The sequence below is a fragment of the Aliiroseovarius sp. S1123 genome (assembly GCF_023015885.1).
Taxonomy (GTDB): domain Bacteria; phylum Pseudomonadota; class Alphaproteobacteria; order Rhodobacterales; family Rhodobacteraceae; genus Aliiroseovarius.
Genome location: NZ_JALKBE010000004.1, coordinates 1 through 23250, shown reverse-complemented (window position 1 = coordinate 23250; position 23250 = coordinate 1). Strand labels below are relative to the sequence as shown.

Genomic DNA, 23250 nt, shown 5'->3' with positions numbered 1-23250 from the left:
GTTTAGTTTCGGCCTTGGTTCTGGCTTGTTTGGTTCGTCGCAATCGGTGTTTCAGGTCACTTTGCTTACGTTAAGCTGGCAAGCAAACGCTATGAGATGTTGGCTCGAAACGTCTCTCGGTGGGCCTTTTGGCTATCGGTTTCGGCGCTTATAATACTGCGGATAATCATAGCTTACTTCATGATCGTGCTAAGTCTGCACTATGGCTAAGATGTGAAACCTTCGCAGTTTTTATATTTGCCATAGAATAGGGCGCCTCAACGGGCGCCCTTATTCGTTTCTATGTTTCCGTTGATCACGCCACGAGGGCGTTCAGCAGATAGAAGATCACTGCCGACATTGTCGCTGCGGCGGGTACTGTGATCACCCATGCTGCCACGATGGTCATGAAGTGCGAGCGGCGTACCAGCTTGCGGCGGCGGCGTTCTTCCGGTGGCACGCGTTTCACTTCGGGGCGTGCGGCCATGGATTTGCGCAGGCGGCGCTCCATGTGGAATTCGCGATAGAAGCCGACGCCAAAGACGCCGCCCACAGCAATGTGGGTCGAGCTGACGGGCAGGCCCAGCCAGCTGGCGACGATCACGGTGATCGCTGCCGAAAGCGCAACGCAATAGGCGCGCATCGGGTTCAGTTTGGTAATCTGGCTGCCCACCATCCGGATCAGTTTCGGGCCGAACAGCATCAGGCCAAAGCTGATCCCGAACGCACCAATGACCATGACCCATGTGGGGATTGAAACCTTGGCGGCGAAGTCGCCCACGCTTTCTACGTGCACGATGGCGGCCAGCGGACCGACAGCGTTTGCCACGTCGTTGGCGCCGTGCGCGAAGGACAGCAGGGCTGCCGAGAAAATCAGCGGCAGGGCAAAGAGTGTCTTCAGCGATTTGGTGCGGTTCTCAAGCCCTTCAGCCTGACGGGCGATGAGCGGCGCGGTAACGACGTAAGCGACGGCCCCAACTGCCGCGCCAATCAAAAGTGCTGTGCCGAGGTCGATCTTGACGACCCGCTTCAGGCCTTTGATCGACAGATATGCACCAAAAGCAGCGGCCATGATCCCGATCAGGATCGGCACCCAGCGTTTGGCAGCGGCGATCTTGTCTTCCTGATAAACAATCTTGTGTTTGATCAGGGCCAGGAACATGGCGGCAACGACGCCCCCCAAAACCGGCGAGATCACCCAGCTTGCAGCGATCTTGCCCATGGTGGGCCAGCTGACCGCGGCAAATCCCGCGGCTGCGATGCCCGCGCCCATGACGCCGCCCACAACCGAGTGTGTGGTCGATACAGGCGCGCCAACCCACGTGGCAAGGTTTACCCACATCGCCGACGAAATCAGCGCAGCCATCATCGCCCAGACAAATGTGCGCGAGTGCTCAAAGCCTGACGGATCAATGATTCCCTTCGAAATGGTCGACACAACGTCACCACCTGCCAGCAGCGCGCCAGCGCTTTCAAACAGCGCAGCAATCACGATGGCGCCACCCATTGTCAGCGCGTTTGCACCTACCGCAGGCCCCATGTTGTTTGCTACGTCGTTTGCGCCGATGTTCAGCGCCATATAGGCGCCGAAGGCGGCGGCGATCACGACAACCAGCGATGTGGGGGTCTGACCAAAGAACACAGCCGCACCCAGGGCAGCAATCACGATGAACGCCAAAGCCACGCCCATGCCGACCAGCGGACGCGCCACCAGTTGGGTTGCATATTCCACCTGGGTGATCTTGTTCAGGTCCTTGTCCAGTGTCTTCCACTGGTTGCCGCTATTCTCGCCGCTCATGTCCCATCCTCGCAAGCTGCTTGTCACACGGTCGTTACACGACCGTCACAATTCAGCGCCCGCGCTAGCTTGTCAGGCCAACGATTGCAACAGATTCTGTGATGGAAATGCCATGTGGCGTAGGGAAATTAGAAATCGCGCAACAGTTTGCGCAAACCTTTTTCCTGGACCATTCCGGCAGCCTCTTCGGGCGACACCCACGCACGGGTGCGTTCGTCGGCCTCGGGAAAGTCGTTTTCCAGCTTCTTGACCTTCATCGGAAATACCGTGGCGGAACAGCGCGTCAGGCTGCCGTCATCCAGTTCCTTGGGGTAGCTGTATTCGCCGATCGGGGCGCGATCCAGTTGACCTTTCTTGACGCCAGCCTCTTCCCAGGCTTCCTGAGCAGCGGCTTCGGCGTCATTCACGCCTTCCATTGGCCAGCCCTTGGGCAGGATCCAGCGTCCGGTTCCACGAGACGTCACAAGCAGAACTTCCTTGTCATCGCCTTGGCCACGATAGCACAGCGCCGCAACCTGAGGACGGCTGGGGCGTTTCAGCATTGGCGATAGGACTTCGTCCCAAGCTTGTTTCAAAAGCGACGACATGGTGGGCCTGCGGTATTCTTGCTCGTTCTTATATATGTTGCGCTGTTAAATAGCTGATTGCGACTGAATTGCAAGTAAATGGGCCGTGATCAGGTATTTAGGGCCGGTTTATGTGGCTATTTGCCCCTCGGTTTGGCGCGTAGGGTCGGGTCCGCGACCGTGGGATCCTCGGGCCAGGGGTGTTTTGGGTAGCGTCCGCGCATGTCCTTGCGCACGTCAGCATAGCTGGTCGCCCAGAAGTTCGGGATGTCCGTCGTGGTCTGTACTGGTCGGCGCGCGGGTGACAGCAATGTCACCCGCAGTGGAGTTTTGCCCACTGTGGGATGGCGGGTGACGCCGAACATCTCTTGCAGGCGCAGGCTGATCTCGGGCGTGTCGCCGGAATAGTCGATGGGCGTCTTGTGCCCCAGCGGCGTGATGAAATGAGCTGGCGCCTCGGCATCCAGTCGCGACATCTGGTTCCAGTCCAGCATCGCGCGCAGGGCATCGAGTATCTCGAACTTCTTCCAGTCGGCGGTGGTTTTCACGCCAGACAAGTGTGGCAGAAGCCAGTCCTCGAGCGTGCCCATCAATGTGGGCTCGGTCATCTCGGGCAGACTGTCCCCACCGGCCCGCACAAGCTCGACCCGTGCGATGAAGCGCTTGGCAGCGTCCGAGGGCCGCAACCCCAGATCGCGCACACCGTCGAGCATCGCGTGGGCCACGATATCTTTAGGCGCGTCCTTCCAGATCCGGTCATCCAGCACCACCGCGCCCAGACATTCCTGTCGCCGCGCAATCACACGCCCCTCGCGCTTGGACCACGCACAACTGTCGACCCAGCGGATCTGATCTTCAAACTGTTCGCGCAATTCGTTTTCGCTGATCTGGACCGCCTGTCGCACGCGCGCCTCGCGCGGGTTGCCGTCCGTGTCGGTGATCACCAGCAGACGCGATCCGGCCAGCACGTCGCCTTCGTCCATGACGGCACCCTTGCCGCCGGACATTACAAAACGCGGGATGTCACCGGGGCGGCGCAAGGCCACCCGGTCGGGATAGGCCAAAGCCGCCATCTGTGCTGTGCTTAGATCAGGGCACGCATCCCCTGCCATCCGGCGCAGGCGCTTGGCTTCGGTTCGGATGCGTTCAATACCACCCCGGTTCGCCTGAATGCCCCGTTTGGCTGCAAAGCCCCTTGGGTCGCGGATCGCCTCAAGCCGAAGGGTCAGGTCCATCGAGGATCCACGGGGTAGGGGGTCGCGGTCGCTCCAAAGCGCAGCCAGATCGGCGGCGTCTGGACCGGCGGTCAGCAGCATATGCCCAAGGCGCGGATGCAGGGGAAGGCGCGCCAGTTTCCTTCCGTGATCTGTGATCCGCCCAGCATCATCCAGCGCGCCCAGCCCGTGCAAAAGCGCCTGCGCTTCCGCCAATACGCCCGTATTGGGCGGTGTCAGAAACGCCAATCCCGACCCATCCGGGCTGCCCCAGCCAGCCAGTTCCAACGCCAAGGGGGCAAGGTCTGCGGTTTCAATCTCGGCAGGCGCAAAGGGGGGCATCCCGCCATCCTCGCCCTTGGTCCAAAGCCGATAGCATGTGCCGGGGGCGACACGACCCGCACGGCCACGGCGTTGTTCGGCTTCGGCCTTCGATACGCGTTCGGTCACCAGTCGGGACATACCTGAACCGGCATCGAACCGAGCGCGCCGCGCCTGTCCTGCATCCACCACCACACGAATGTCCTGAATGGTCAGAGAGGTCTCGGCAATCGCGGTTGCCAGCACGATCTTGCGTCCGTCTTTCGCGGGTTGAATGGCTGCGCGCTGCGCGGCGAAATCCATCGCGCCATAAAGCGTGTGCAGGTGGCAGTTGCTTGGGAGCCGCCCCTTTAGCGCGGCTTCACAGCGGCGGATTTCACCTTCGCCGGGCAAGAAGACCAGCACCCCGCCCTCGGTTTCGGCCAACGCGCTCAGCACCAGATCTGCGGTGGCTTCCGGCAACCGCGCGCCCTTCGACAAAGGCCGCTCAAGATGCCGTGTTTCGACCGGAAAGGCCCGCCCTTCCGAGCGCACAATCGGCGCGTCGTCCAATAGTCGTGCCACCGGGTCGGCGTCCAGTGTGGCGGACATCACAACCAGTTTCAGGTCATCCCGCAGCGCGCCCATCGCTTCCCATGTCAGCGCCAGCCCCAAATCGGCGTTCAGAGAGCGCTCGTGAAACTCGTCAAAGATCACCGCGCCGACGCCCTCGAGCGAGGGGTCAGATTGCAGCATCCGCGTCAGGATGCCCTCGGTCACAACCTCGATCCGGGTGGATTTGGATACCTTTGCCTCGCCGCGAATGCGATAGCCCACGGTTTCTCCGGTTTTCTCGCCCAGCGTCTGCGCCATTCGTTCGGCGGCCCCACGCGCAGCCAAGCGTCGTGGCTCTAGCATGATCAGCCGTCCGTCAAAGGCTCCCGCCTTGAGCATCTCCAACGGCACGACCGTTGTCTTACCCGCGCCCGGGGGCGCCATCAGCACTGCACGGCCCTGTTCCCGCAGCGCCTGAAGCAGCGCTGGAATGGCGTCGTGTATGGGCAATTGGGTCGTCATTCCGTCCTTATCCGACGCTCTGCACCTCGGGTCCAGCCCAGATCACACCGCACATCGGCGCTAACATCCGCCGAGGCTCTGGACAGGGGCGTTTCGGCACGGCATGAACAGACCCGGAAAAGGGAGGCGACATGGATATTCAGGATCTGGCCAAACGGGTGATTGCAGGCGAACGCCGTGCCTTGGCACGTGCCATCACGCTGGTGGAAAGCGGCCGCGCCGATCACCGCGCGCAGGCGGTCGAGCTTCTGGAAGCCACTGCGCCTGAAAACCGCCAGGCCCTGCGCATCGGTCTGTCCGGAACGCCCGGCGTTGGTAAATCGACCTTCATCGAAGCCTTCGGTATGTTCCTGATTGAAAAGGGCCTGAAAGTTGCGGTGCTGGCCGTTGACCCAAGCTCGGCCCGCTCGGGCGGGTCCATTCTGGGTGACAAGACCCGCATGGAAAGCCTGAGCCGCGAGAAGAACGCCTTTATCCGCCCCTCGCCGTCGCAGGCACAAATGGGCGGGGTGGCCCGCCGCACCCGCGAGGCCGTGGCGCTGTGTGAAGCCGCAGGATTTGACATCGTGCTGATTGAAACCGTGGGCGTCGGCCAATCCGAAACCATGGTCGCCGAGATGTCGGACCTGTTCCTTTTGCTGCTGGCCCCTGCCGGCGGAGACGAGCTGCAAGGCGTGAAGCGCGGCATCATGGAGATCGCCGACGTGATCCTGGTGAACAAGGCAGACGGGCCGCTGAAAGAAACCGCGATGCGCACCTGTGCGGACTATGCAGGTGCCCTGCGCTTGTTGCGCAAGCGTGTTTATGACCCCGAAGGCTTCCCCAAGGCGTTGATGGTATCCGCCGTTACCCATGATGGACTGCCCCAAGCGTGGGAGACGATGGAAGAGCTGGTCGCATGGCGGCGCGAGCATGGCCACTGGGAAAAGCGCCGCGCCGCGCAGGCCCGTCATTGGTTCGAAGAAGATCTGCGCATCGGCCTGTTGTCTGCACTGGAAACCGGCAGCGCCCGCGCGCGGATTGACGCGCTGGGCGGGCAGGTGGCGGCAGGCGAATTGTCCGCCTCGCGCGCTGCGGACGAGATGCTGGCCTTCTTAAAAACTGGCGTCTGACAGTTGAAATATAGCGCTCTGCCATCAGGGGTTGATTGGCGCCAACAGCTGGGTTAGCGTAACCTCGAAACATGCAGGAGAATGCAGGATGAATCAGTTCAGGACCCCACCGCGACACTAGACGCTGGTCCTGTTGGGCTGCCGTTAGCCCCGATTATCCTTTGTATTACCCTTTAGCGCGCGGAGCGCACCATGTTTCGGTTTTTCGAAAATCTTATCGACCCATTCCGTCCTTCGTCGGACGAAACACCTCCCACCACGCTGTGGCCCTATCTGAAATCACAATATGACGGTTTCGGTAGGCTGATGGCGTTCATGGCCATGTCGGGCGTCATCGTCGCCCTGATTGAAACCAGCCTGATCTTCTACTCGGGTCGCGTGATCGACCTGATGGATAGCAGTACCACCGAAAGCTTCTTCGCCTCCCACGGGTTTGAGCTGCTGCTGGCCGCCCTGTTTATCCTCTTCCTGCGTCCTGCCACCATCGGGCTGAACCACCTGCTGCTGGAGCAAACCCTTGTGGGCAACCTGCACGATCAGGTCCGCTGGCGGGCGCATAAGCATCTGCTGGGGCAAAGCATGGGCTTTTTCCAGAATGACTTTGCCGGGCGATTGTCCAACCGCGTGATGCAGTTGGGTGGCGCGGTCGAGGATGGCACCTATATGGCGTTCGAAGGCATCTGGTTCGCCCTGACCTATGTCATCGCCGCGGCCATGATCCTCAGCCAGATCGACCCGCGCCTTGCGGTGCCTTTGTTGATTTGGCTGGTGCTTTACGTGGCCTATACGCGTTGGATTGCCCTGCGCGTGGCGTCCGCGTCGGAAAAATGGTCTGACGCGCGGTCGCTTCTGTCGGGGCGGATCGTCGATGCCTATGCCAATATCGAAAGCGTCAAACTGTTCTCTCAGGGTGAAAGCGAAGAACGCTATGTCCTGTCTGCCCTCAAGCGCCACCGCCTGCGGTTCCAGCGCTTCCTGCGCCTGATGACGGAACTCAGCTTTGGCCTGAACGTGCTGAACGGGCTTCTGATCACCGGCGTTCTGGGCACCTCGATCTGGTTCTGGACCCGCGGCGTCGTCACCGTGGGCGAGGTTGCTGCGGCTTCGGCCCTGACCATTCGTCTGAACGGCATGTCCGGCTGGATCATGTGGGTCACGGTGCGTCTGTTCGAACATGCGGGCGTGATCCGTGAAGGGCTGCGCTCGATCTCGGTCGAACATGAGGTGGTTGATGCTCCGAACGCCCCGGCGCTGGCGCTGACCAAGGGCGAGATCCAGTTCGACGGGTTGACCCATCACTATGGAAAAGGCTCGGGTGGGTTGGACAACGTGACACTGGCGGTGCATCCGGGCGAGAAGGTTGGTCTGGTTGGGCGCTCGGGTGCGGGCAAATCCAGCCTTGTGAATCTGCTTCTGCGTTTTCGCGATCCGGAAGGCGGGCGCATCCTGATCGACGGTCAGGACGTGGCGGGCGTGACGCAAGACAGCCTGCGCGCGCAGATCGGGATGGTCACGCAAGACAGCTCGCTGCTGCATCGATCCGTGCGGGCTAACCTGCTCTACGGTCGTCCCTCGGCCAGTGAGGCCGAGATGATTGCCGCCGCCGAACGGGCCGAGGCGCATGCCTTCATCCAGTCGCTGGAAGACCCGAAAGGGCGCACCGGTTATGACGCCCATGTGGGCGAGCGCGGTGTGAAACTGTCGGGTGGTCAGCGTCAGCGTGTCGCCATCGCACGCGTGATGTTGAAGAACGCGCCTATTCTGGTGCTGGACGAAGCCACCTCGGCGCTGGACAGCGAGGTCGAGGCCGCGATCCAGAAAACGCTCTATGGGATGATGGAGGGCAAAACCGTGATTGCCATCGCGCACCGCCTGTCCACCATCGCCCAGATGGACCGGATCGTGGTGCTGGATCAGGGCCGGGTGATCGAAGACGGCAGCCATGATGAACTTCTGGCCGCCAAAGGGATCTATGCCGGTCTGTGGGAGCGCCAATCCGGCGGTTTCCTAGCCGAAGAGTAAACAATTGCGGTGGGGCGGAAATTTCCTGCCCCGCTGCCCCGCGACTCACTTGACGTCCCCCGATAAGGCGTCTATTCACCGCGGACGGAATTCGGGGCGCTGCCGTGGCAGTGCCCGTTTGTATTGACCGGCTGGACGTGAGCGGCGCGAGGGCGCGCTGAAATCTCACCAATCTGGCCCGAGAGAGCAAGGATAAGAGCCATGTCGCGTGTTTGCGAACTGACCGGAAAAGGCCCGATGACTGGCAACAATGTCAGCCACGCCAAAAACAGAACCCGCCGCCGGTTTCTGCCGAACCTGAACGACGTGACGCTTCAGTCGGAAGCACTGGGTCGCGCATTCAAACTGCGCATCTCGGCTGCTGCCCTGCGTTCGGTTGACCACCGTGGTGGTCTGGACGCGTTCCTGGCAAAAGCCAAAGACGTTGAGCTGTCGGCCAACGCTCTGAAGATCAAGAAAGAAATCGCGAAAGCTCAGGCAGCCGCCTAAGCCCCGCGCTTTTCTGGATCGACCAGATTTTGAACCGCCCCGGCCCTTGGCTGCGGGCGGTTTTCGCGTGTGCCCTACCTGTTACATTTTGTCACTTGTCGCCCCTGAAAAAGCGGCATAGCTAGGGGACATGATCCGTGCGGTATTTGCATATGTTCTGGCCTTTGCGCTGACAATCACCAGCTTTGCGCTGGCGGATGCCCGTGGTGAAAACCCGGATATGAATGGTGCGTTCGAAATGGTGCTGTGTACCGGTACCGGCATGACCACCATCACGCTTGGTCCCGATGGCGAGCCCATCGAATCGGTGCACCTGTGCCCCGATGGCACGTCGATCTTTGCGGTCTCATTTTTCCTTCCATCCCTGGATATGCCCGAAACACGGGTGATTGCGCGCATCGTCCCTTCGCGTGCTGTCGCCATGCCGGGTCGGGATGAACTGTCCCCGTCTGCCCGAGGTCCCCCGGCGCTGGTCTGATCCCTTCAATCAAGACCAACCCAAAGACCTAAGGACAAGACTATGTTCCGTATGAAAACCGTTCTGGCTGCCGGTGCAGCTGCCCTTCTTTCCATGCCTGCTTTCGCGGGTGACATCATGATCAACGACGCCTATGCGCGTGCTTCGGGCATGAATGCCAAGGCCGGTGCCGCCTTCTTCCAGATCATGAACCACGGCGCAGAAGATGATCGCCTGATCGCCGCGAAATCTGATGCCGCCAAGCGGGTCGAGCTGCATACCCACAAAGATTTGGGTGACGGCGTAATGAAGATGATGGAAGTCGAAGAGGGCTTCCCCATTGCCGCTGGCGGCATGCACGCGCTGAAGCGCGGTGGCGACCACGTGATGTTCATGGGCCTGAACGCGCCCTTCGTGGATGGCGAAACCCTGACTGTGACGCTGGTGTTTGAAAAAGCCGGTGAGATGACCGTCGAGATCCCGGTCGATCTGAATCGCAACCCGATGGGTGGCGGCATGCAGCACGGCAAGCCTGAAGATGGTAAAATGGGCGAGGGTCAAGGCGCCATGAACCACGGCGCTGCGGTCTCCAACTAAGGACAGCCATTCAGAATTGGGGGTGCGGGGCGATTATGCGTCCCCAGCCCCGTGCCCCTTAAGGGGGTTCGTCACCCTCGGATGGCCGTAGCGTATCGCTGCGGCCTTTCCTTTTTGGCGGACTAGCCCAATACCTCGTCCACCCAAGCGGGGACGATCGTAGTCGCGGGGCCGAAGCGTGCATCGTCAAAGATGCCAGCTGTGTCTGAGGGTTCCAGATTTAGTTCCAGCGTCGGAATGCCCATGGCGCGTGCTTCGCCCACAAACCCAGCGGCAGGATAGACCGTGCCCGAGGTGCCGATGGCGACGAACAGGTCCGCCTCGCCCAACGCGGTATAGATCATGTCCATCTGATAGGGCATCTCTCCGAACCAGACGATATCGGGGCGGGTACGCGGGACGTTGCAACTGGGGCAGGGGGCGGACGGAGACATCTCGCGCGGGGCGGGCCAACGATGGTCGCACTGCGCGCAGAGTGCCCCCGCCAGTTCCCCATGCATATGGATCACATCTGTCGCGCCGCCGCGTTCATGCAGGTCGTCGACGTTCTGCGTGACCAGCGTCACGCGGCCTGTGTGCTGGGCTTGCAAGCGGCCCAAAGCGTCATGGGCAGCGTTGGGGGCAGCGTCCAGACAATTGGCGCGTCGGGCGTTATAGAACGCGTGCACCAGCGCGGGATCACGGGCAAAGCCTTCGGGCGTTGCCACGTCTTCCAGATCGTATTTCGTCCAAAGCCCGTCGACGTCGCGAAACGTTCCCAACCCGCTTTCAGCCGAAATGCCAGCGCCGGTCAGGATCAGGATATGTGTCATTTAAAGCCGCCATAGATGTCCATTGCCTTTTGCAACAGATCAAGCAACGCGGCCACTTGCAAGGGATCCTGCGCGGCGATCTCGCCTTGGGCGGCGAAATTGGCCACGCGCTGTTCGCCCTGTGCAACGGCCTCGAGGTCCTTCCACGCAAAGCCAAGCCGCACTGGCGCCAGCGGCATAGAGCCCGCCACCATGGCCGCCCGCCCCTGCGAAACCGTCAGCGAGAACGGCGCATCGTCCAGCCAGATCTCGGCGCGCAACTCATCGAGCGGCCCAGCGGCGCGTTCAATCGCACCTGCCAGCACGGCGACCCGCGACGAGGGCGCATCGGTTAAGGCGGCATCCTGGGGTGCAGAAATATCCCGGCCGAACCGCGCGAGTTCGAACAGGATCCCGCGTGTCGCTTGTCCGCGTTCCGTCAGCGCATAGACGCGCCCGGATTTCGAGACCAAGCCTGCCTCGACCAGTTCGGCCAGACGGGCAGACAGCATATTGGTCGCAATCCCCGGCAACCCATCACGCAGCTTGCCAAAGCCGGATGGACCCGCATGCAGCTCGCGCAGGACATGCAGCGCCCAACGGTTGCCCAGAAGGTCAAGGGATAGGGAAATTGGACAGTTCAAAGAGTAAGGTTTTGCACGCGACATGCAGTGCTTTTGACCCAGTGCAAAGGGCGCCGCAAGACACGATCTTCATGTTAAGCGAAAGGGCGCCCGTTGACCTGCGAACTATGTGTATTGCAATTTAATCCAATGACCTTGAAACGCCCGATCCACCCCATGCCAGATGATATTGCGACCCGTCTGGACGCCGAAGGGCTGAGGCCCGCCTATGACGCGCGCCCGCCCTATCAGCGGAACGACTATCTTGGCTGGATCGCCCGGGCTAAACGCCCCGAGACACGGCAAAAGCGCATTGACCAAATGTGTGACGAGCTGCGGGGCGGGCGCCTTTATATGAAAATGGTCTGGCGCAAGGACGGGTAGGTGACAGCCCCGACCCGCGCCGCTACAACGCCCCTATGACAACACGTGTTCTTTTCGTCTGCCTCGGTAATATCTGCCGCTCCCCGAGCGCCGAAGGTGTCTTTCGCACGCTTGCCGCCGAAGCAGGGCTTGAGGTTGTGACCGACAGCGCCGGGACGTCGGATTGGCATGTTGGGGAAGCACCTTATGCACCGATGCAGGCCGCGGCTAAAGCGCGGGGGGTCGACCTATCCGACTTGCGCGCACGTCAGTTCACGTCTCGCGATTTTGAGACGTTCGACCTGATTATCGGTATGGATGACAGCAATCTCGACAATATCGAACGTCTGCGGCCAAAGGGATCGCAAACGCCCGTCCAGATCTTCACTGATTTCGCACCCGAGGTCGGCGTGGATCACGTGCCGGACCCGTATTACACGCGTGATTTTGACCAGACACTGGATCTGGTTCAGGCGGCATCATTGGGACTAATCGCGCAGCTGTCTTAACTGCAGTTTTGCGACACCAGTTCGCCGAACCGCTTGTATCTTTTCCAGAACTGCTCGTCCGAGCGCCGGTCGGACTGGCGTGTAGATTGGCTTTTGTGCGGGTCGCTGAAGAACTTGGCCACTTTCGAACGTTCACCGCCCGACAGGGTTGCATCGGCAACTTTTTGAATGCAGCGGCACAGGGAACGCGTGGCATCGGGGCGATCCGCCTTCAAGCAGGCGCGTTCAATCGTGCCGCCATAGGCCGATGGTCCTGATAGCATCGCGGCCGTCAAGGTCACTGCAAGAACTGCTCGTTTCATTCCATCACCTTACAAGTCTGCCTGTTCGGGTCTGCTGCCCGATTTGCACACAGGATACCGACAGAATGCGCCAGATGCAATTTCCTCGAAGTTCAAAACTCGGTTGTCGGCGCTGTCCGTACGACGGAGCGGACAGCGCCTTTCACGTTATGCCGCGAAAGAGGTCATCGAGCGCGTGACCACATCCTGTGCCACCACGACCGGACTGACATCAGCTTGGCACGCGCTTGTCAGGATATCGCCCATGGACTTGTCCAGGGCGCGCAGTTTCTCGTTCACCCAGTCGGTTTGGTTTTCGATCTCAAGGATCTCGGTCGCGACGTTGATAATGCCGCCACCATTTGCGACAAAATCAGGAGCGTAGAGGATGCCGCGGCCGTGCAGCAGCTCGGCGTCTTGAGGCGTGGCCAGTTGGTTGTTGGCGCCGCCCGCCACGGCTTTCACCTTCAACATCGGAATTGTATCCGCGTTCAGTATGCCGCCGATCGCGCAGGGCGCAAAAATGTCGGCCTTGACCGCATAGATTTCGTCCAGCGATGCGGGCGTTGCCCCCAATGATGTGACGGCGGCCTGTACGCGGGCCGGGTCGACGTCGGTGACGATCAGCTCGGCGCCCGCGGCTTTCAGACGGTGACACAGGTTCCAGCCCACATGCCCCAACCCCTGAACCGAAATCACGCGGCCCTTCAACGACGCATCGCCCAAAGCGTGCTTGGACACTTGACGGATCGCGTTGAAAATCCCGCGCGCAGTGATCGGAGAGGGGTCGCCCGACGCGAACTTGCCGTCCGCCAGCCCGGCGACGTAGCGCGACTCCTTCGCTACCTCGGCCATGTCCGCCGGCGTCATACCCATGTCTTCGGCCGTCCAGTAGCGGCCTTCGCAGGCCTCAACGGCTTTCCCGAAAGCGCGCAGCAGTTCGGGTGTTTTCAGCGTGTTCGGATCGCCCATGATCACCGATTTCCCGCCACCCAAGGGCAGCCCCGCCGCCGCGTTCTTATAGGTCATGCCCTCGGATAAACGCAGCGCATCGGTCAGCGCTTCGCCCTCGGACCCGTAAGGTTTCATCCGCAACCCGCCCGCCGCCGGGCCAAGCGCGGTCGAGTGGATAGCGATAAATCCGACCAGCCCAAACTCGGCTGCTTCGACGCGGTAGACGCTTTCGTGGGTGTGCGATGCCACTTGTGTAATGTTCATGATGTCCTCCCTGTTGTTAACAGGCTAACAACGTGGACTGGGGGAAATTCACCAAAATCAGGCGTCGACTCGTGAAATGTTAGAGATTATCTTATGCAAAAGACGCCATAACGAGAAAAACCTAATGGACGCCATCGACCGCCGCATCATCGCCGCCCTGCAAGAGAATGGGCGCCAGAAGCTGGGCGACCTCGCCAGCGCTGTCGGCCTGTCCCCGACACCCTGCGCCCGCCGCATCACTGCGCTGGAAGAGGCCGGGGTGATCACCGGCTATGGCGCGCGCGTCGATCAAGCCAAGCTCGGCCTGCCTGTGACGGTCTTCATCTCGGTCGAACTGGAAAGCCAAATGGGCGAGGCCGTCACCAAATTCGAACGCGCCGTATCGCGCATGGACGAGGTGATGGAGTGCCACCTGATGAGCGGCAACCGAGACATCCTTCTGCGCGTCGTCGTCGCCGACCTGACCACCTTCGACCACTTCATGGAAGAGAAATTGATGCGCGTCGACGGCATCGCACGGATGCGGTCGAGTTTTACCTTGCGGACAATGGTGAAGCGGAATGTGCTGCCGATGGGGTAGGGGCTGCCGGACCATAAGCCCTGAGGCTAGGACTTTAGCTCTTTCCATTTGGCCACATCATCCCAGACGGCAATTGCTGCCAAAATGGCGTCAATGATAGCAAATGCAAGCTTGGCCGCGCCCATTCCCGCCCATTCAATCGCGGCTTTGGTCAATTGACACAGGAGCCTCAGAACTTCTCTGATATTCCCGAATATCAATGTGAGGACCATCTTTACGATGCGCCAAGCGGTCTTAAGAATCACACCTACGAAACCAAGATAAGCGCTTGCGAACAGGTCCATGGCTTTCGTCGCGGCATCCTGCTTGCGGGCCTTCTTTGTTTCTTCGGGGCTGTCGGCCAAATATCTTTTGTATTTGGCATAAGCACTTGTGAATTTCCCGAAAGCGGATTTTGCGGTGCTTAACCAGCTTTTGGGCCGTTTTAGATTGTCAGCCAGATCCGTGGCCCATGTTTTTCCTTTGGCGACGCCAATTCCCAGCAAGGCGAAGGCAAGCGAGATTGAATCGAGGACACCCTGAATGAAAACAATAATTTTCTCAAAATCTGTCTTGCTGATGGCCCCCAAAGGGAGATCTGCCGCCAAGGCCCCATTGATAAACAGATGCATTCGGTCATCTTCTTCAGTGATTTCGAAGATGCGGAAACTGTCGACGTTTTGCTCAACCAGTTTTGGGTCAACTCTCGTTAGAACGGGCGCATTTGAAATGTCATTTTTGATGTCGTTCCATATGGCCTGTGGGTTCTCCGAGTTGGTTTTGACCACGAAATCATCATCGTCCAAGAATGTTCCGGATAGAACCGCCTTTTCCAGTGCCGCCATGGCCTGTTCATGAGTCCCCCCTTCGTCTAGCAATTCGGCCAGATCTTGCGGAAGACTGCTTTCTTCCTTCTCGGCGGGTTCGCTCTCTTCTCCCAGCAATGCGTTCAATGTGTTCGCGTGAATCAGGTCCGGGTTGTACATGGCCCCGGAAAAGGTGTGGCTCGGCAATTCTGTCAAAGGCATCGTGAAATCCATAGTGTGTTTAAAAAAATGTATGAGTACCGTCAAAACTACCACGAATGGCACTTTCAGGCCAATTATTCCGCAGGATAGCTTAAACTCTGAGGAGTGCCGCTGCTCAGTGTTGTTTGGCGCGCTTGACGAGAGGGCGAAAGCGCCTCATATCCCCTTCTTATGACCGACCTGAAACACATCCGCAATTTCTCGATCGTGGCGCATATTGACCACGGCAAATCCACGTTGGCTGATCGTCTCATCCAAGAGACGAACACCGTTGCCGACCGGGACATGAAAGAGCAGATGCTCGACAGTATGGATATCGAGCGCGAGCGCGGGATTACCATCAAGGCGAACACGGTTCGCATCGAATACACGGCCGAGAATGGCGAGGATTATATCCTCAACCTGATCGACACCCCCGGCCACGTTGACTTCGCCTACGAGGTCAGCCGCTCGATGCGCGCGGTCGAAGGGTCGTTGCTGGTTGTCGACTCGACCCAAGGTGTGGAAGCCCAGACGCTGGCCAACGTCTATCAGGCCATCGATGCGGATCACGAGATCGTGCCGATTCTGAACAAGATCGACCTGCCTGCCAGCGACTGTGACCGCGTGGCCGAGCAGATCGAGGATGTGATCGGTATTGATGCGTCCGGCGCCATTCAGGTCTCCGCCAAAACCGGGCAGGGTATCCGCGAGACGCTGGAAGCCATCGTCAACGAACTGCCCGCCCCGCAAGGCGACCCCGATGCGCCGCTGAAGGCCATGCTGGTCGACAGCTGGTACGACGCCTATCTGGGCGTGATCGTTCTGATCCGCGTGATCGACGGTAAGCTGAAGAAGGGCGAGCGGATCCGCATGCTCTCGACCAACGCTGTCTACCCCGTTGATCGCGTCGGTGTCTTCACGCCTGAGATGCAGCCGATTGACGTGCTGGGCCCGGGCGAGATCGGCTTTCTGACTGCATCGATCAAACAGGTGCGTGACACCCGCGTGGGCGACACGGTCACGCATGAGAAGAAGGGCACCGAAGACGCGTTGCCCGGCTTCAAGCCTGCCCAGCCCGTGGTGTTCTGTGGCCTCTTCCCCGTGGATAGCGCCGAGTTCGAAGACCTGCGCGATTCCATCGAAAAGCTCGCCCTGAACGACGCGTCGTTTAGCTATGAAATGGAGACTTCCGCCGCGCTGGGCTTCGGTTTCCGCTGTGGCTTCCTTGGCCTTCTGCACCTCGAAGTCATCCGCGACCGGATCGAGCGCGAATATGACATCGAGCTGATCACCACTGCCCCCTCGGTGATCTATCACGTCTATCTGAAAGACGGCTCGATGATCGAGCTGCACAACCCCGCCGACATGCCCGACCTTTCGGTTGTGGACCACCTGGAAGAGCCGCGCATCAAAGCGACCATCCTTGTGCCCGACGAATATCTGGGCGACGTGCTGAAACTGTGTCAGGACCGCCGCGGTATCCAGATGGACCTGACCTATGCGGGTTCGCGCGCGATGGTTGTCTATGACCTGCCGCTGAACGAGGTTGTGTTCGACTTCTATGATCGCCTGAAATCGGTCACCAAAGGTTATGCCAGCTTCGACTACCAGATGCTCGGCTATCGCGAGGATTTCCTTGTGAAAATGTCGGTCCTTGTGAATGACGAGCCGGTGGACGCGCTGTCAACCATGGTGCACCGCGACCGCGCCCAACAGCGTGGCCGCGCCATGTGCGAAAAGCTGAAAGACCTGATCCCGCGCCACATGTTCAAAATCCCGATCCAAGCAGCCATCGGCGGCAAAGTCATCGCCCGCGAGACGCTGTCGGCAATGCGCAAAGACGTGACCGCCAAGTGTTACGGCGGCGACGCGACCCGGAAGAAGAAACTGCTGGAGAAGCAGAAGGCCGGTAAGAAGAAAATGCGCCAGTTCGGCAAGGTGGATATCCCGCAGGAAGCGTTTATCAACGCGCTGAAGATGGACGATTGAGAATGAAAACGGCCGCGTCAGCGGCCTTTTTTATTCCGTTGGGGAAGGGAACTTCGGAGAAAATAGTGAGTTCTCATCTTGGTGTTCCGCGAAGTCCAGATTGAGTTTCTCTCTAGCGTTGAAAGTCACTATCTAGTGTGCTTTCAATACGTCCAAAGATTGGATCGCGAGCTAGTTGGTTGCTCGTTTCTCAATCGAGGCTTACATGAGGTTTTTGAAGAGAATGAAGCTGAAAAATGTATTCGTGGCAGGTGGAATGCCGACGGTTACTTATATTGATCGAGAACATTTAAGCCTTGAAAGTTCGCTGAGAAATGAACTTGCTGAAGGTTATAAGATTGTTGCGATTACAGGTCCGACAAAATCAGGCAAAACGGTTCTCTGTAAGAAAGTAATTTCTGAGCGGGATTCAGTTTGGATTGATGGCGGTCAAGTTGACGGAAGCGATGACTTTTGGGGCGGCCTTCTTCGCAATCTTGATTTGCCCGATGAAGAAACTATTTCCGAGAAAGTTAGCATTTCAGCCAGCTTCAAAGCCGTAATTGGCCTAAAGACACAAGTCTCGGATGGAAAGACCGTTAAGTTTAACGGTGCCACTAAAAAGGAAATCTTACAAGTGATGAGGGAACGTGACCTGTCCCTCATCGTGGACGACTTTCACTACCTCGAAGACAAACTTCAGACAGAGGTGGTGAGGTCCTTGAAGTCTGAAGTATTTGAAGGCTTGCAAGTTGTCCTTATTGCAGTGCCCCATCGAGCGTTTGATGCAATTAGTGCGGAGCCGGAAATGGAGGGGCGGTACTCGCATATCAATATCCCTGAGTGGTCGGAAAATGATCTCAAAGAGATTGCAAGTATTGGATTTCCCAAACTGGGGATGCAGATGGCTTCTGAAACTATCGATGAGTTTTGTTCGGAATCGTTGGGAAGCCCGCTTCTGATGCAGAGATTTTGTGGCAGGTTATGTCTCAATTACAGTGTAACTGAGACCATCAAACCTGCCAGAGATTATCTGCCCACAAAAACGGTCAGGGAAGCAATTTATCGGCAAGTCTCCGAGCAGTTTGGTTTCCCGACCTTTGAGAAACTGGCGAAGGGCCCACAGTCAAGGTCAAAGAGAAATCCTCGACGGTTGAGAGATGGTACGGGCTCTTTGGACATCTATCAGGCGATTTTGGTTGCGGTGGGCAACACAGGCCCGAAGCCGAAGTTGCACTATGATAAAATTCGTGAAGCACTCCAGAATTTGTTGCGGGACGTGGATGTTCCTCAAAAGCACGAAGTCTCAAATGCTCTTGGGCAGATGGAAATTATTGCCCGTAGAAAGCTCAAAGGCGAACCGGTCTTGGAATGGTCTGATGATTACCTTTACCTGACAAATCCGTTTCTGATGTTTTACATGCGGTGGTCAGATGCGGCTGAGATCGCAAAAATCCCCTAGACTAATCAGAGACAATAGCTCCAATGAAGCTTGATAGAGGCTATGTGGCAAGTTGGGTGACGCTAGCTCCTTCTAAGGGTGGCGGTGCCCTTCCCTCCATTCCCAATCCCCCCTATAGCTCCCTCACCCAACCTCGGAGCCCCTATGCCTTGCCCCCTCTGCGCCGCTGACGCGCCTCTTTCCTCTTTCCCCGTTCCCGGCGGACCCGCTGACGCCTCGGTCATGATCTGCGCCACCTGTGCTGCTCAGATCGACGGCACGTCGGATGAAAATCATTGGCGTGGGCTGGCGTCCTCGATGTGGTCCGAGGATGCGGCGGTTCAGGTGTTGTCGGTGCGGATGTTGAAGCGGCTGGATGCGGCGTGGGCGCGGGATTTGCTGGATCAGGTCTATCTGGACGAGGACACGCAGGCGTGGGTCGACAATGTGGCCGCGGCCTCGCAGCATAAGGACAGCAACGGGGTCACGCTGAATGCGGGGGACAACGTGGTGTTGATCAAGGATCTGCCGGTGAAGGGCGCCGGTTTCACCGCGAAGCGCGGCACGGCGGTGCGGGGGATCAGCCTTGTCGCGGACAACCCCGAGCATATCGAGGGCCGCGTGGAAGGGCAGCGCATTGTCATTCTGACGCAGTTTGTGAAGAAGAAGTAGGCAGCGCGGGCCCCGTGGGCTATGCCGCCTGCGAAGGAGACCCGCCATGCGCGCACCGCTTTGGAAAATCGTCGCCACGTTTTACGGCATCATCGGCTCGACCGTCGCGTCGGTGCTGGTGGTGATCGCATTGGTGAACGGCGTGACGGGTCTGTGGCCGCTTCTGGGCGCGGCGGCGTTGGGCTTCGTGATCGGCCTGCCGGTGAGTTACTATGTCGCGCGTGCAATGGCGGGCGATTGATCAGGATCAAAGCCGTGGTGCCTTTGGGTGCGCACAAATCTCTCAGCAAATATTATGCAAGGAGATTAACATGTTACGTCTTGCCGCCGTCATCTATATCCTTCTCGGCGCCACTCTGGCCGGGATTTTCATGGTCGCAGCCCTGACCATCGGGCAGGATACATTGCAACCGATCCTGTGGTCCGCGATGGCAGGATTCGTGGTCGCGCTGCCGGTATCTTGGGTCGTGGCCAAGCAGATCAACGGCTAAGCCGCGTTTTCAGGTTGAAAGTGGACCGCCGGCGGGGGTAATGCTTCGTCCAGCGGTCCCTTAGCTCAACTGGATAGAGCAGCTGACTTCTAATCAGCAGGTTGAGGGTTCGAGTCCTTCAGGGATCGCCATATTATAAAGTAATATCAGAAACTTTAAGATTTTCATGTCGGAGATTTCTCGCTCTGTATTCTAATAGCTACCGCTTAGCTACCAGTATACATGGCTTTGCTAAGCAAGTGCGGGGCAGGGGACATTGTGGATTGATTCTTAGAACCGAAACGGCCTACTCATCATCAATTTACTTGCCGGCACATATTCTTCATCGTTGGAACTTGGAACACACAATGCAAATCCAGTTCGGTTTATCGTGAACCGCTGCATCGAGCTGAGGTGTGGCTAACTGATCGACCCGACATCTGTCACAAAGGGCGGAATGCCGTCATTCGCTGCGCGAAGCACCAAGGACCGCAATGCGGACAAACCCGACATTGGATTTTCGGCTTGCGCTGGCGCAGCACTTCTTCGCAAGCGCAGCAAATTTTTCCGCAATGCAGCAAAGATCACAACTACTGCGTTTCAAAGGTGTAGTTGTCAACGCTCTCCAGCTTTCCGCTCACTGCTAGTGGAATGGGCACTCGAAGCGTGGACTGAGCTGAGCTCAGTTCCACCCACACAGATATCACCTATGAATTGGACATGTCTCACAGCCATCAAACGCAGTAGTCGAGAGGCTAGATCATTATTGAACTCAACGAATGCCTCGTTACCGCCTTTGACCAAGTAGTAATTTTCTTGACCTGTCCCGCAGTTTAACATGTTGGCACGATCCCACGAGACACTCTTAGTCTGTCATGTGAACAAGGAACCGTTTCTGGATTACTCTGAGTTCAGGGCCACAAGTTTGTCTTCAATCTCCATCTGGAGCTCACGAGCGGATTCGGTCAGGGATACCCCATTTGCCATGGCATGTTTTGCCAATCTCGATGCGGCCGCATATCCAATTTCCGGCACCAAGAAAGTCGCCAGAACAAGACTGTTGTCCAGAGATTTGCGACATTGCGGAATGTTTGCTTCAATGCCAACAACACACTTATCAGCGAGCGTTCGCATCGCCCGTCGAAGAATGCGCAAAGACTGCAAGATGTTCAGGATCGCGACAGGCTCCATTGCATTCAGCTGTAATTGACCGGCTTCAGACGCCATTGTGACCGTTAGATCGTTGCCGATGACCTGAAACGCCACCTGATTAACGACCTCAGGGATCACTGGATTGACTTTCCCCGGCATTATCGACGACCCGGCCTGCACGGCGGGCAGACTGATCTCCGCAAGTCCTGCACGCGGCCCGCCGCCAAGCAAGCGCAAGTCGTTGCAGATTTTCGAGAGTTTCACGGCAATCCTTTTGAGGATACCGGAAAACGTGATCAAAGCCCCAAGGTCAGAAGACGCTTCGATGAAATTCAGAGCGGGCTTTAGCTGGAAATCCGACTTCCTGCTTAATTCGGTGATTGCGAGATCAGAATACCCCTCTGGAGCATTTACTCGGGTTCCGATCGCGGTGCCGCCCAGATTGACCTCGTGCAAAAGCAGCGCGGCTTCTCGCAACCGGTCTATATCTTCATCAATTGTGTTTGAGAACGAACGGAATTCCTGTCCCAGCGTCATTGGCACGGCATCCATAAGCTGTGTTCGCCCAACTTTCATGATCGGGTCAAATTCAACGGCTTTCGCCTCGAATGCGTCACGCAAATGGGTCTGAGCGGCGGTAAAGCTTTCGATGTTGGACAGAATGGCCAGACGCAAGGCCGTTGGGTAAACGTCATTGGTGGACTGAGAGCAGTTCACGTCATCGTTCGGGTGCAGATGGTGATACTCCCCCAGTTCATGCCCCAGTTTCAGCAACCCGACATTGGCGATCACTTCGTTGGCATTCATGTTTGTCGATGTCCCGGCCCCACCTTGGATCATGTCCACGATGAATTCTGCGTGATGCTCTCCTTCGATGATTTCATCGCAGGCGGCTTGTATGGCGGTGGCCTTTTCATGGTCCAATACGCCTAACGTGTTGTTCGCGCGGCTGGCTGCAAACTTCACTTGGGCAAGGGCTTTGACAAGTTCTGGATAGGCGGCCAGAGGTTGACCGGAGATGTAAAAGTTATCATGGGCGCGCTTCGTGTGGACGCCGTATTTCGCCTGATCAGGAATGTCCTGGGTTCCCAACGCGTCTGTTTCGTGCCTCATCATTATCCTCCTATGGGCCATGTTTACCGCTTTAGATGAGGTGAATTTCGAAGCAAGCCAAGGAATCAAACAATTCCGGTTTATGATGCTAACAGACGCTACAATGCATTAGACTAGCGCACCTCGGATGCAAGTCTACAAAAGACCAATTCCCCCTGAACTCTGCTGAACTGAGCAGCGTGGGTGAGATGTCTTCTCACCTGCAAACAAAACTTGGGAGAATATAATGAAAACGTACAAAACAATCGGCACGGCTGCTGCCCTTGCCTTGACAGCGGGCTTTGCGAACGCAGGAACCTTGGATGACGTACGCGCAAATGGTAAAGTCGTCTGCGGCGTGCATTTTGGGTTGGCAGGCTTCGCCGCACCAGATGACGAAGGTAACTTTCAGGGGCTGGACGTTGATGTCTGCCGTGCCGTTGCTGCAGCTGTCTTCGGCGACCCGGACGCCGTTGACTACACGTCTGTGACCGCGAAAACACGCTTCACCGCACTGCAGGGTGGCGAGATCGACATGTTGTCGCGCAACACAACTTGGACCTATAGCCGAGACGCGGCCCTGGGTCTCGATTTCACCGGCGTTACCTACTATGACGGCCAGGGTTTCATGGTGCGTAAAGACCTTGGTGTTTCCAGTGCGCTCGAACTGAACGACGCTACCGTTTGTACGTCAACCGGTACAACCACTGAATTGAACCTGAAGGATTACTTCGACGCCAACAACATGAACTATAAGATTGTTGCGTTCGAAAAAGAAGCGGAAGTGGTTGCGGCCTACGAGGCCGGTCGTTGCGACGTTTATACCACCGACGCATCTGCACTTGCAGCCGCTCGTGTGCAATTGGCAAATGCCGATGAACACATGATCCTGCCCGAGATTATCTCGAAAGAGCCTTTGGGTCCGGTTGTGCGTCAAGGTGATGACCAATGGGGTGATGTTGTGCGGTGGTCTCTGTGGGTGATGGATACCGGCGAAGAACTGGGTATCACATCCGAGAACGTTGACCAGATCAGAGCGGAAACCACCAGCCCTGAAATCAGACGAATCCTTGGCGTCGATGGCGACCTTGGTGAGCCGCTGGGGCTGAGCAACGACTTCGCCTATCAGATCCTGAAAAACGTTGGCAACTATGGTGAATCCTTTGAACGCCATGTTGGCCCAAACACGCCGCTTGGGTTGGGTCGCGGCCTGAACGATACATGGAAGAATGGCGGTCTACGCTACGCTGCACCAATTCGCTGAACTCTTCCCCGACTGCCTCGGAACTTTATGTTCCGAGGCCTTTTATCGAAAGCTGATCATGGAAATACTTCCACGTAGTGAACGTCGTCGCATGGATTGATCAGCCCCACCTAAATGGTCCAGTTTGAATGTTAGTGCATGATTGGCGTTTGTTCCATCGGGACGATGGTTTCAGGGGCCGGTGGGCGGTAGCCCAGAGCACTATGCGGTCGTTTGGTGTTGTAGT

General features: G+C 57.9%; 23 protein-coding genes and 1 tRNA gene. 15 read left to right on the top strand and 9 right to left on the bottom strand.

The window, feature by feature from the left end:
• Window positions 1–295: 295 nt before the first annotated feature.
• The 3 genes from MWU53_RS09025 to hrpB all read right to left on the bottom strand — a co-directional run bounded on the left by MWU53_RS09025 (window position 296) and on the right by hrpB (window position 4934).
• Complete coding sequence (locus tag MWU53_RS09025; RefSeq protein WP_247092578.1) at window positions 296–1777, bottom strand: inorganic phosphate transporter; 1482 nt, start codon at window positions 1775–1777, stop codon at window positions 296–298.
• Between the two features lie 128 nt (window positions 1778–1905).
• Window positions 1906–2364, bottom strand: a complete 459-nt coding sequence (locus tag MWU53_RS09020) for an NUDIX hydrolase (protein WP_247092576.1) — start codon at window positions 2362–2364, stop codon at window positions 1906–1908.
• A gap of 116 nt (window positions 2365–2480) precedes the next feature.
• Window positions 2481–4934, bottom strand: coding sequence for an ATP-dependent helicase HrpB (gene hrpB / locus MWU53_RS09015; protein ID WP_247092574.1), 2454 nt, complete (start codon window positions 4932–4934; stop codon window positions 2481–2483).
• A 131-nt stretch (window positions 4935–5065) separates the two neighbouring features.
• On the opposite strand from hrpB, the gene meaB reads away from it, so the two are divergent.
• The 5 genes from meaB to MWU53_RS08990 all read left to right on the top strand — a co-directional run bounded on the left by meaB (window position 5066) and on the right by MWU53_RS08990 (window position 9611).
• Entirely contained in the window at window positions 5066–6046 is a 981-nt protein-coding gene (gene meaB, locus MWU53_RS09010) for a methylmalonyl Co-A mutase-associated GTPase MeaB (RefSeq protein WP_247092573.1), read from the top strand.
• Between the two features lie 192 nt (window positions 6047–6238).
• Window positions 6239–8068 (top strand): ABC transporter ATP-binding protein, encoded by a 1830-nt coding sequence (locus MWU53_RS09005; protein WP_247092572.1) that lies wholly within the window; start codon window positions 6239–6241, stop codon window positions 8066–8068.
• Window positions 8069–8269: 201 nt separating this feature from the next.
• Entirely contained in the window at window positions 8270–8557 is a 288-nt protein-coding gene (gene rpmB, locus MWU53_RS09000; RefSeq protein ID WP_163037863.1) for a 50S ribosomal protein L28, read from the top strand.
• Between the two features lie 130 nt (window positions 8558–8687).
• Window positions 8688–9035 (top strand): hypothetical protein, encoded by a 348-nt coding sequence (locus MWU53_RS08995; protein ID WP_247092571.1) that lies wholly within the window; start codon window positions 8688–8690, stop codon window positions 9033–9035.
• 51 nt (window positions 9036–9086) lie between these two features.
• On the top strand, window positions 9087–9611 hold the full coding sequence (locus tag MWU53_RS08990; protein WP_247093038.1) for a copper chaperone PCu(A)C: 525 nt from the start codon (window positions 9087–9089) through the stop codon (window positions 9609–9611).
• 122 nt (window positions 9612–9733) lie between these two features.
• On the opposite strand, the gene MWU53_RS08985 is transcribed toward MWU53_RS08990, so the two are convergent.
• Entirely contained in the window at window positions 9734–10423 is a 690-nt protein-coding gene (locus MWU53_RS08985) for an NAD-dependent deacylase (protein ID WP_247092570.1), read from the bottom strand.
• Complete coding sequence (locus MWU53_RS08980) at window positions 10420–11070, bottom strand: helix-turn-helix domain-containing protein (RefSeq protein ID WP_247092569.1); 651 nt, start codon at window positions 11068–11070, stop codon at window positions 10420–10422. Before MWU53_RS08980 ends, MWU53_RS08985 begins: the two co-directional genes overlap by 4 nt.
• A gap of 105 nt (window positions 11071–11175) precedes the next feature.
• Here MWU53_RS08980 and MWU53_RS08975 point away from each other — a divergent pair, with 105 nt between their 5' ends.
• Together MWU53_RS08975 and MWU53_RS08970 are read left to right on the top strand one after the other, a co-directional pair.
• On the top strand, window positions 11176–11409 hold the full coding sequence (locus tag MWU53_RS08975; RefSeq protein WP_247092568.1) for a YdeI/OmpD-associated family protein: 234 nt from the start codon (window positions 11176–11178) through the stop codon (window positions 11407–11409).
• A 35-nt stretch (window positions 11410–11444) separates the two neighbouring features.
• Window positions 11445–11897, top strand: coding sequence for a low molecular weight protein-tyrosine-phosphatase (locus tag MWU53_RS08970; RefSeq protein ID WP_247092567.1), 453 nt, complete (start codon window positions 11445–11447; stop codon window positions 11895–11897).
• Here the strand turns inward: MWU53_RS08970 and MWU53_RS08965 are convergent.
• Window positions 11894–12199 (bottom strand): hypothetical protein, encoded by a 306-nt coding sequence (locus tag MWU53_RS08965; RefSeq protein WP_247092565.1) that lies wholly within the window; start codon window positions 12197–12199, stop codon window positions 11894–11896. The genes MWU53_RS08970 and MWU53_RS08965 overlap by 4 nt on opposite strands.
• Before the next feature lie 147 nt (window positions 12200–12346).
• Window positions 12347–13396: a Glu/Leu/Phe/Val dehydrogenase dimerization domain-containing protein gene (locus tag MWU53_RS08960; protein WP_247092563.1), complete on the bottom strand. Its 1050-nt coding sequence runs from the start codon at window positions 13394–13396 to the stop codon at window positions 12347–12349.
• Between the two features lie 124 nt (window positions 13397–13520).
• Between MWU53_RS08960 and MWU53_RS08955 the strand changes: the two genes are divergently transcribed.
• Window positions 13521–13976 carry an Lrp/AsnC family transcriptional regulator gene (locus MWU53_RS08955; RefSeq protein WP_247092561.1) on the top strand — a complete coding sequence of 152 codons (456 nt, stop codon included), beginning with the start codon at window positions 13521–13523 and terminating at the stop codon, window positions 13974–13976.
• 26 nt (window positions 13977–14002) lie between these two features.
• On the opposite strand, the gene MWU53_RS08950 is transcribed toward MWU53_RS08955, so the two are convergent.
• Window positions 14003–14983, bottom strand: a complete 981-nt coding sequence (locus tag MWU53_RS08950) for a hypothetical protein (RefSeq protein WP_247092559.1) — start codon at window positions 14981–14983, stop codon at window positions 14003–14005.
• A 171-nt stretch (window positions 14984–15154) separates the two neighbouring features.
• Between MWU53_RS08950 and lepA the strand changes: the two genes are divergently transcribed.
• From lepA to MWU53_RS08920, 6 genes are all read left to right on the top strand, one after another.
• Window positions 15155–16954, top strand: a complete 1800-nt coding sequence (gene lepA / locus MWU53_RS08945; RefSeq protein ID WP_247092557.1) for a translation elongation factor 4 — start codon at window positions 15155–15157, stop codon at window positions 16952–16954.
• Between the two features lie 205 nt (window positions 16955–17159).
• Window positions 17160–18395 carry an AAA family ATPase gene (locus MWU53_RS08940; RefSeq protein WP_247092556.1) on the top strand — a complete coding sequence of 412 codons (1236 nt, stop codon included), beginning with the start codon at window positions 17160–17162 and terminating at the stop codon, window positions 18393–18395.
• A 144-nt stretch (window positions 18396–18539) separates the two neighbouring features.
• Window positions 18540–19046, top strand: a complete 507-nt coding sequence (locus tag MWU53_RS08935) for an alkylphosphonate utilization protein (RefSeq protein ID WP_247092555.1) — start codon at window positions 18540–18542, stop codon at window positions 19044–19046.
• A 46-nt stretch (window positions 19047–19092) separates the two neighbouring features.
• A complete protein-coding gene (locus MWU53_RS08930) occupies window positions 19093–19287 on the top strand; it encodes a CTP synthetase (RefSeq protein ID WP_247092554.1) in 195 nt (64 codons plus the stop codon).
• Window positions 19288–19357: 70 nt separating this feature from the next.
• Complete coding sequence (locus MWU53_RS08925) at window positions 19358–19537, top strand: CTP synthetase (protein ID WP_247092553.1); 180 nt, start codon at window positions 19358–19360, stop codon at window positions 19535–19537.
• Between the two features lie 54 nt (window positions 19538–19591).
• Window positions 19592–19668 (top strand) — tRNA-Arg (locus MWU53_RS08920).
• Between the two features lie 748 nt (window positions 19669–20416).
• Here the strand turns inward: MWU53_RS08920 and MWU53_RS08915 are convergent.
• Entirely contained in the window at window positions 20417–21781 is a 1365-nt protein-coding gene (locus MWU53_RS08915; protein ID WP_247092552.1) for an aspartate ammonia-lyase, read from the bottom strand.
• A gap of 226 nt (window positions 21782–22007) precedes the next feature.
• Here MWU53_RS08915 and MWU53_RS08910 point away from each other — a divergent pair, with 226 nt between their 5' ends.
• Complete coding sequence (locus tag MWU53_RS08910; protein WP_247092551.1) at window positions 22008–23024, top strand: amino acid ABC transporter substrate-binding protein; 1017 nt, start codon at window positions 22008–22010, stop codon at window positions 23022–23024.
• Window positions 23025–23250 lie beyond the last annotated feature (226 nt).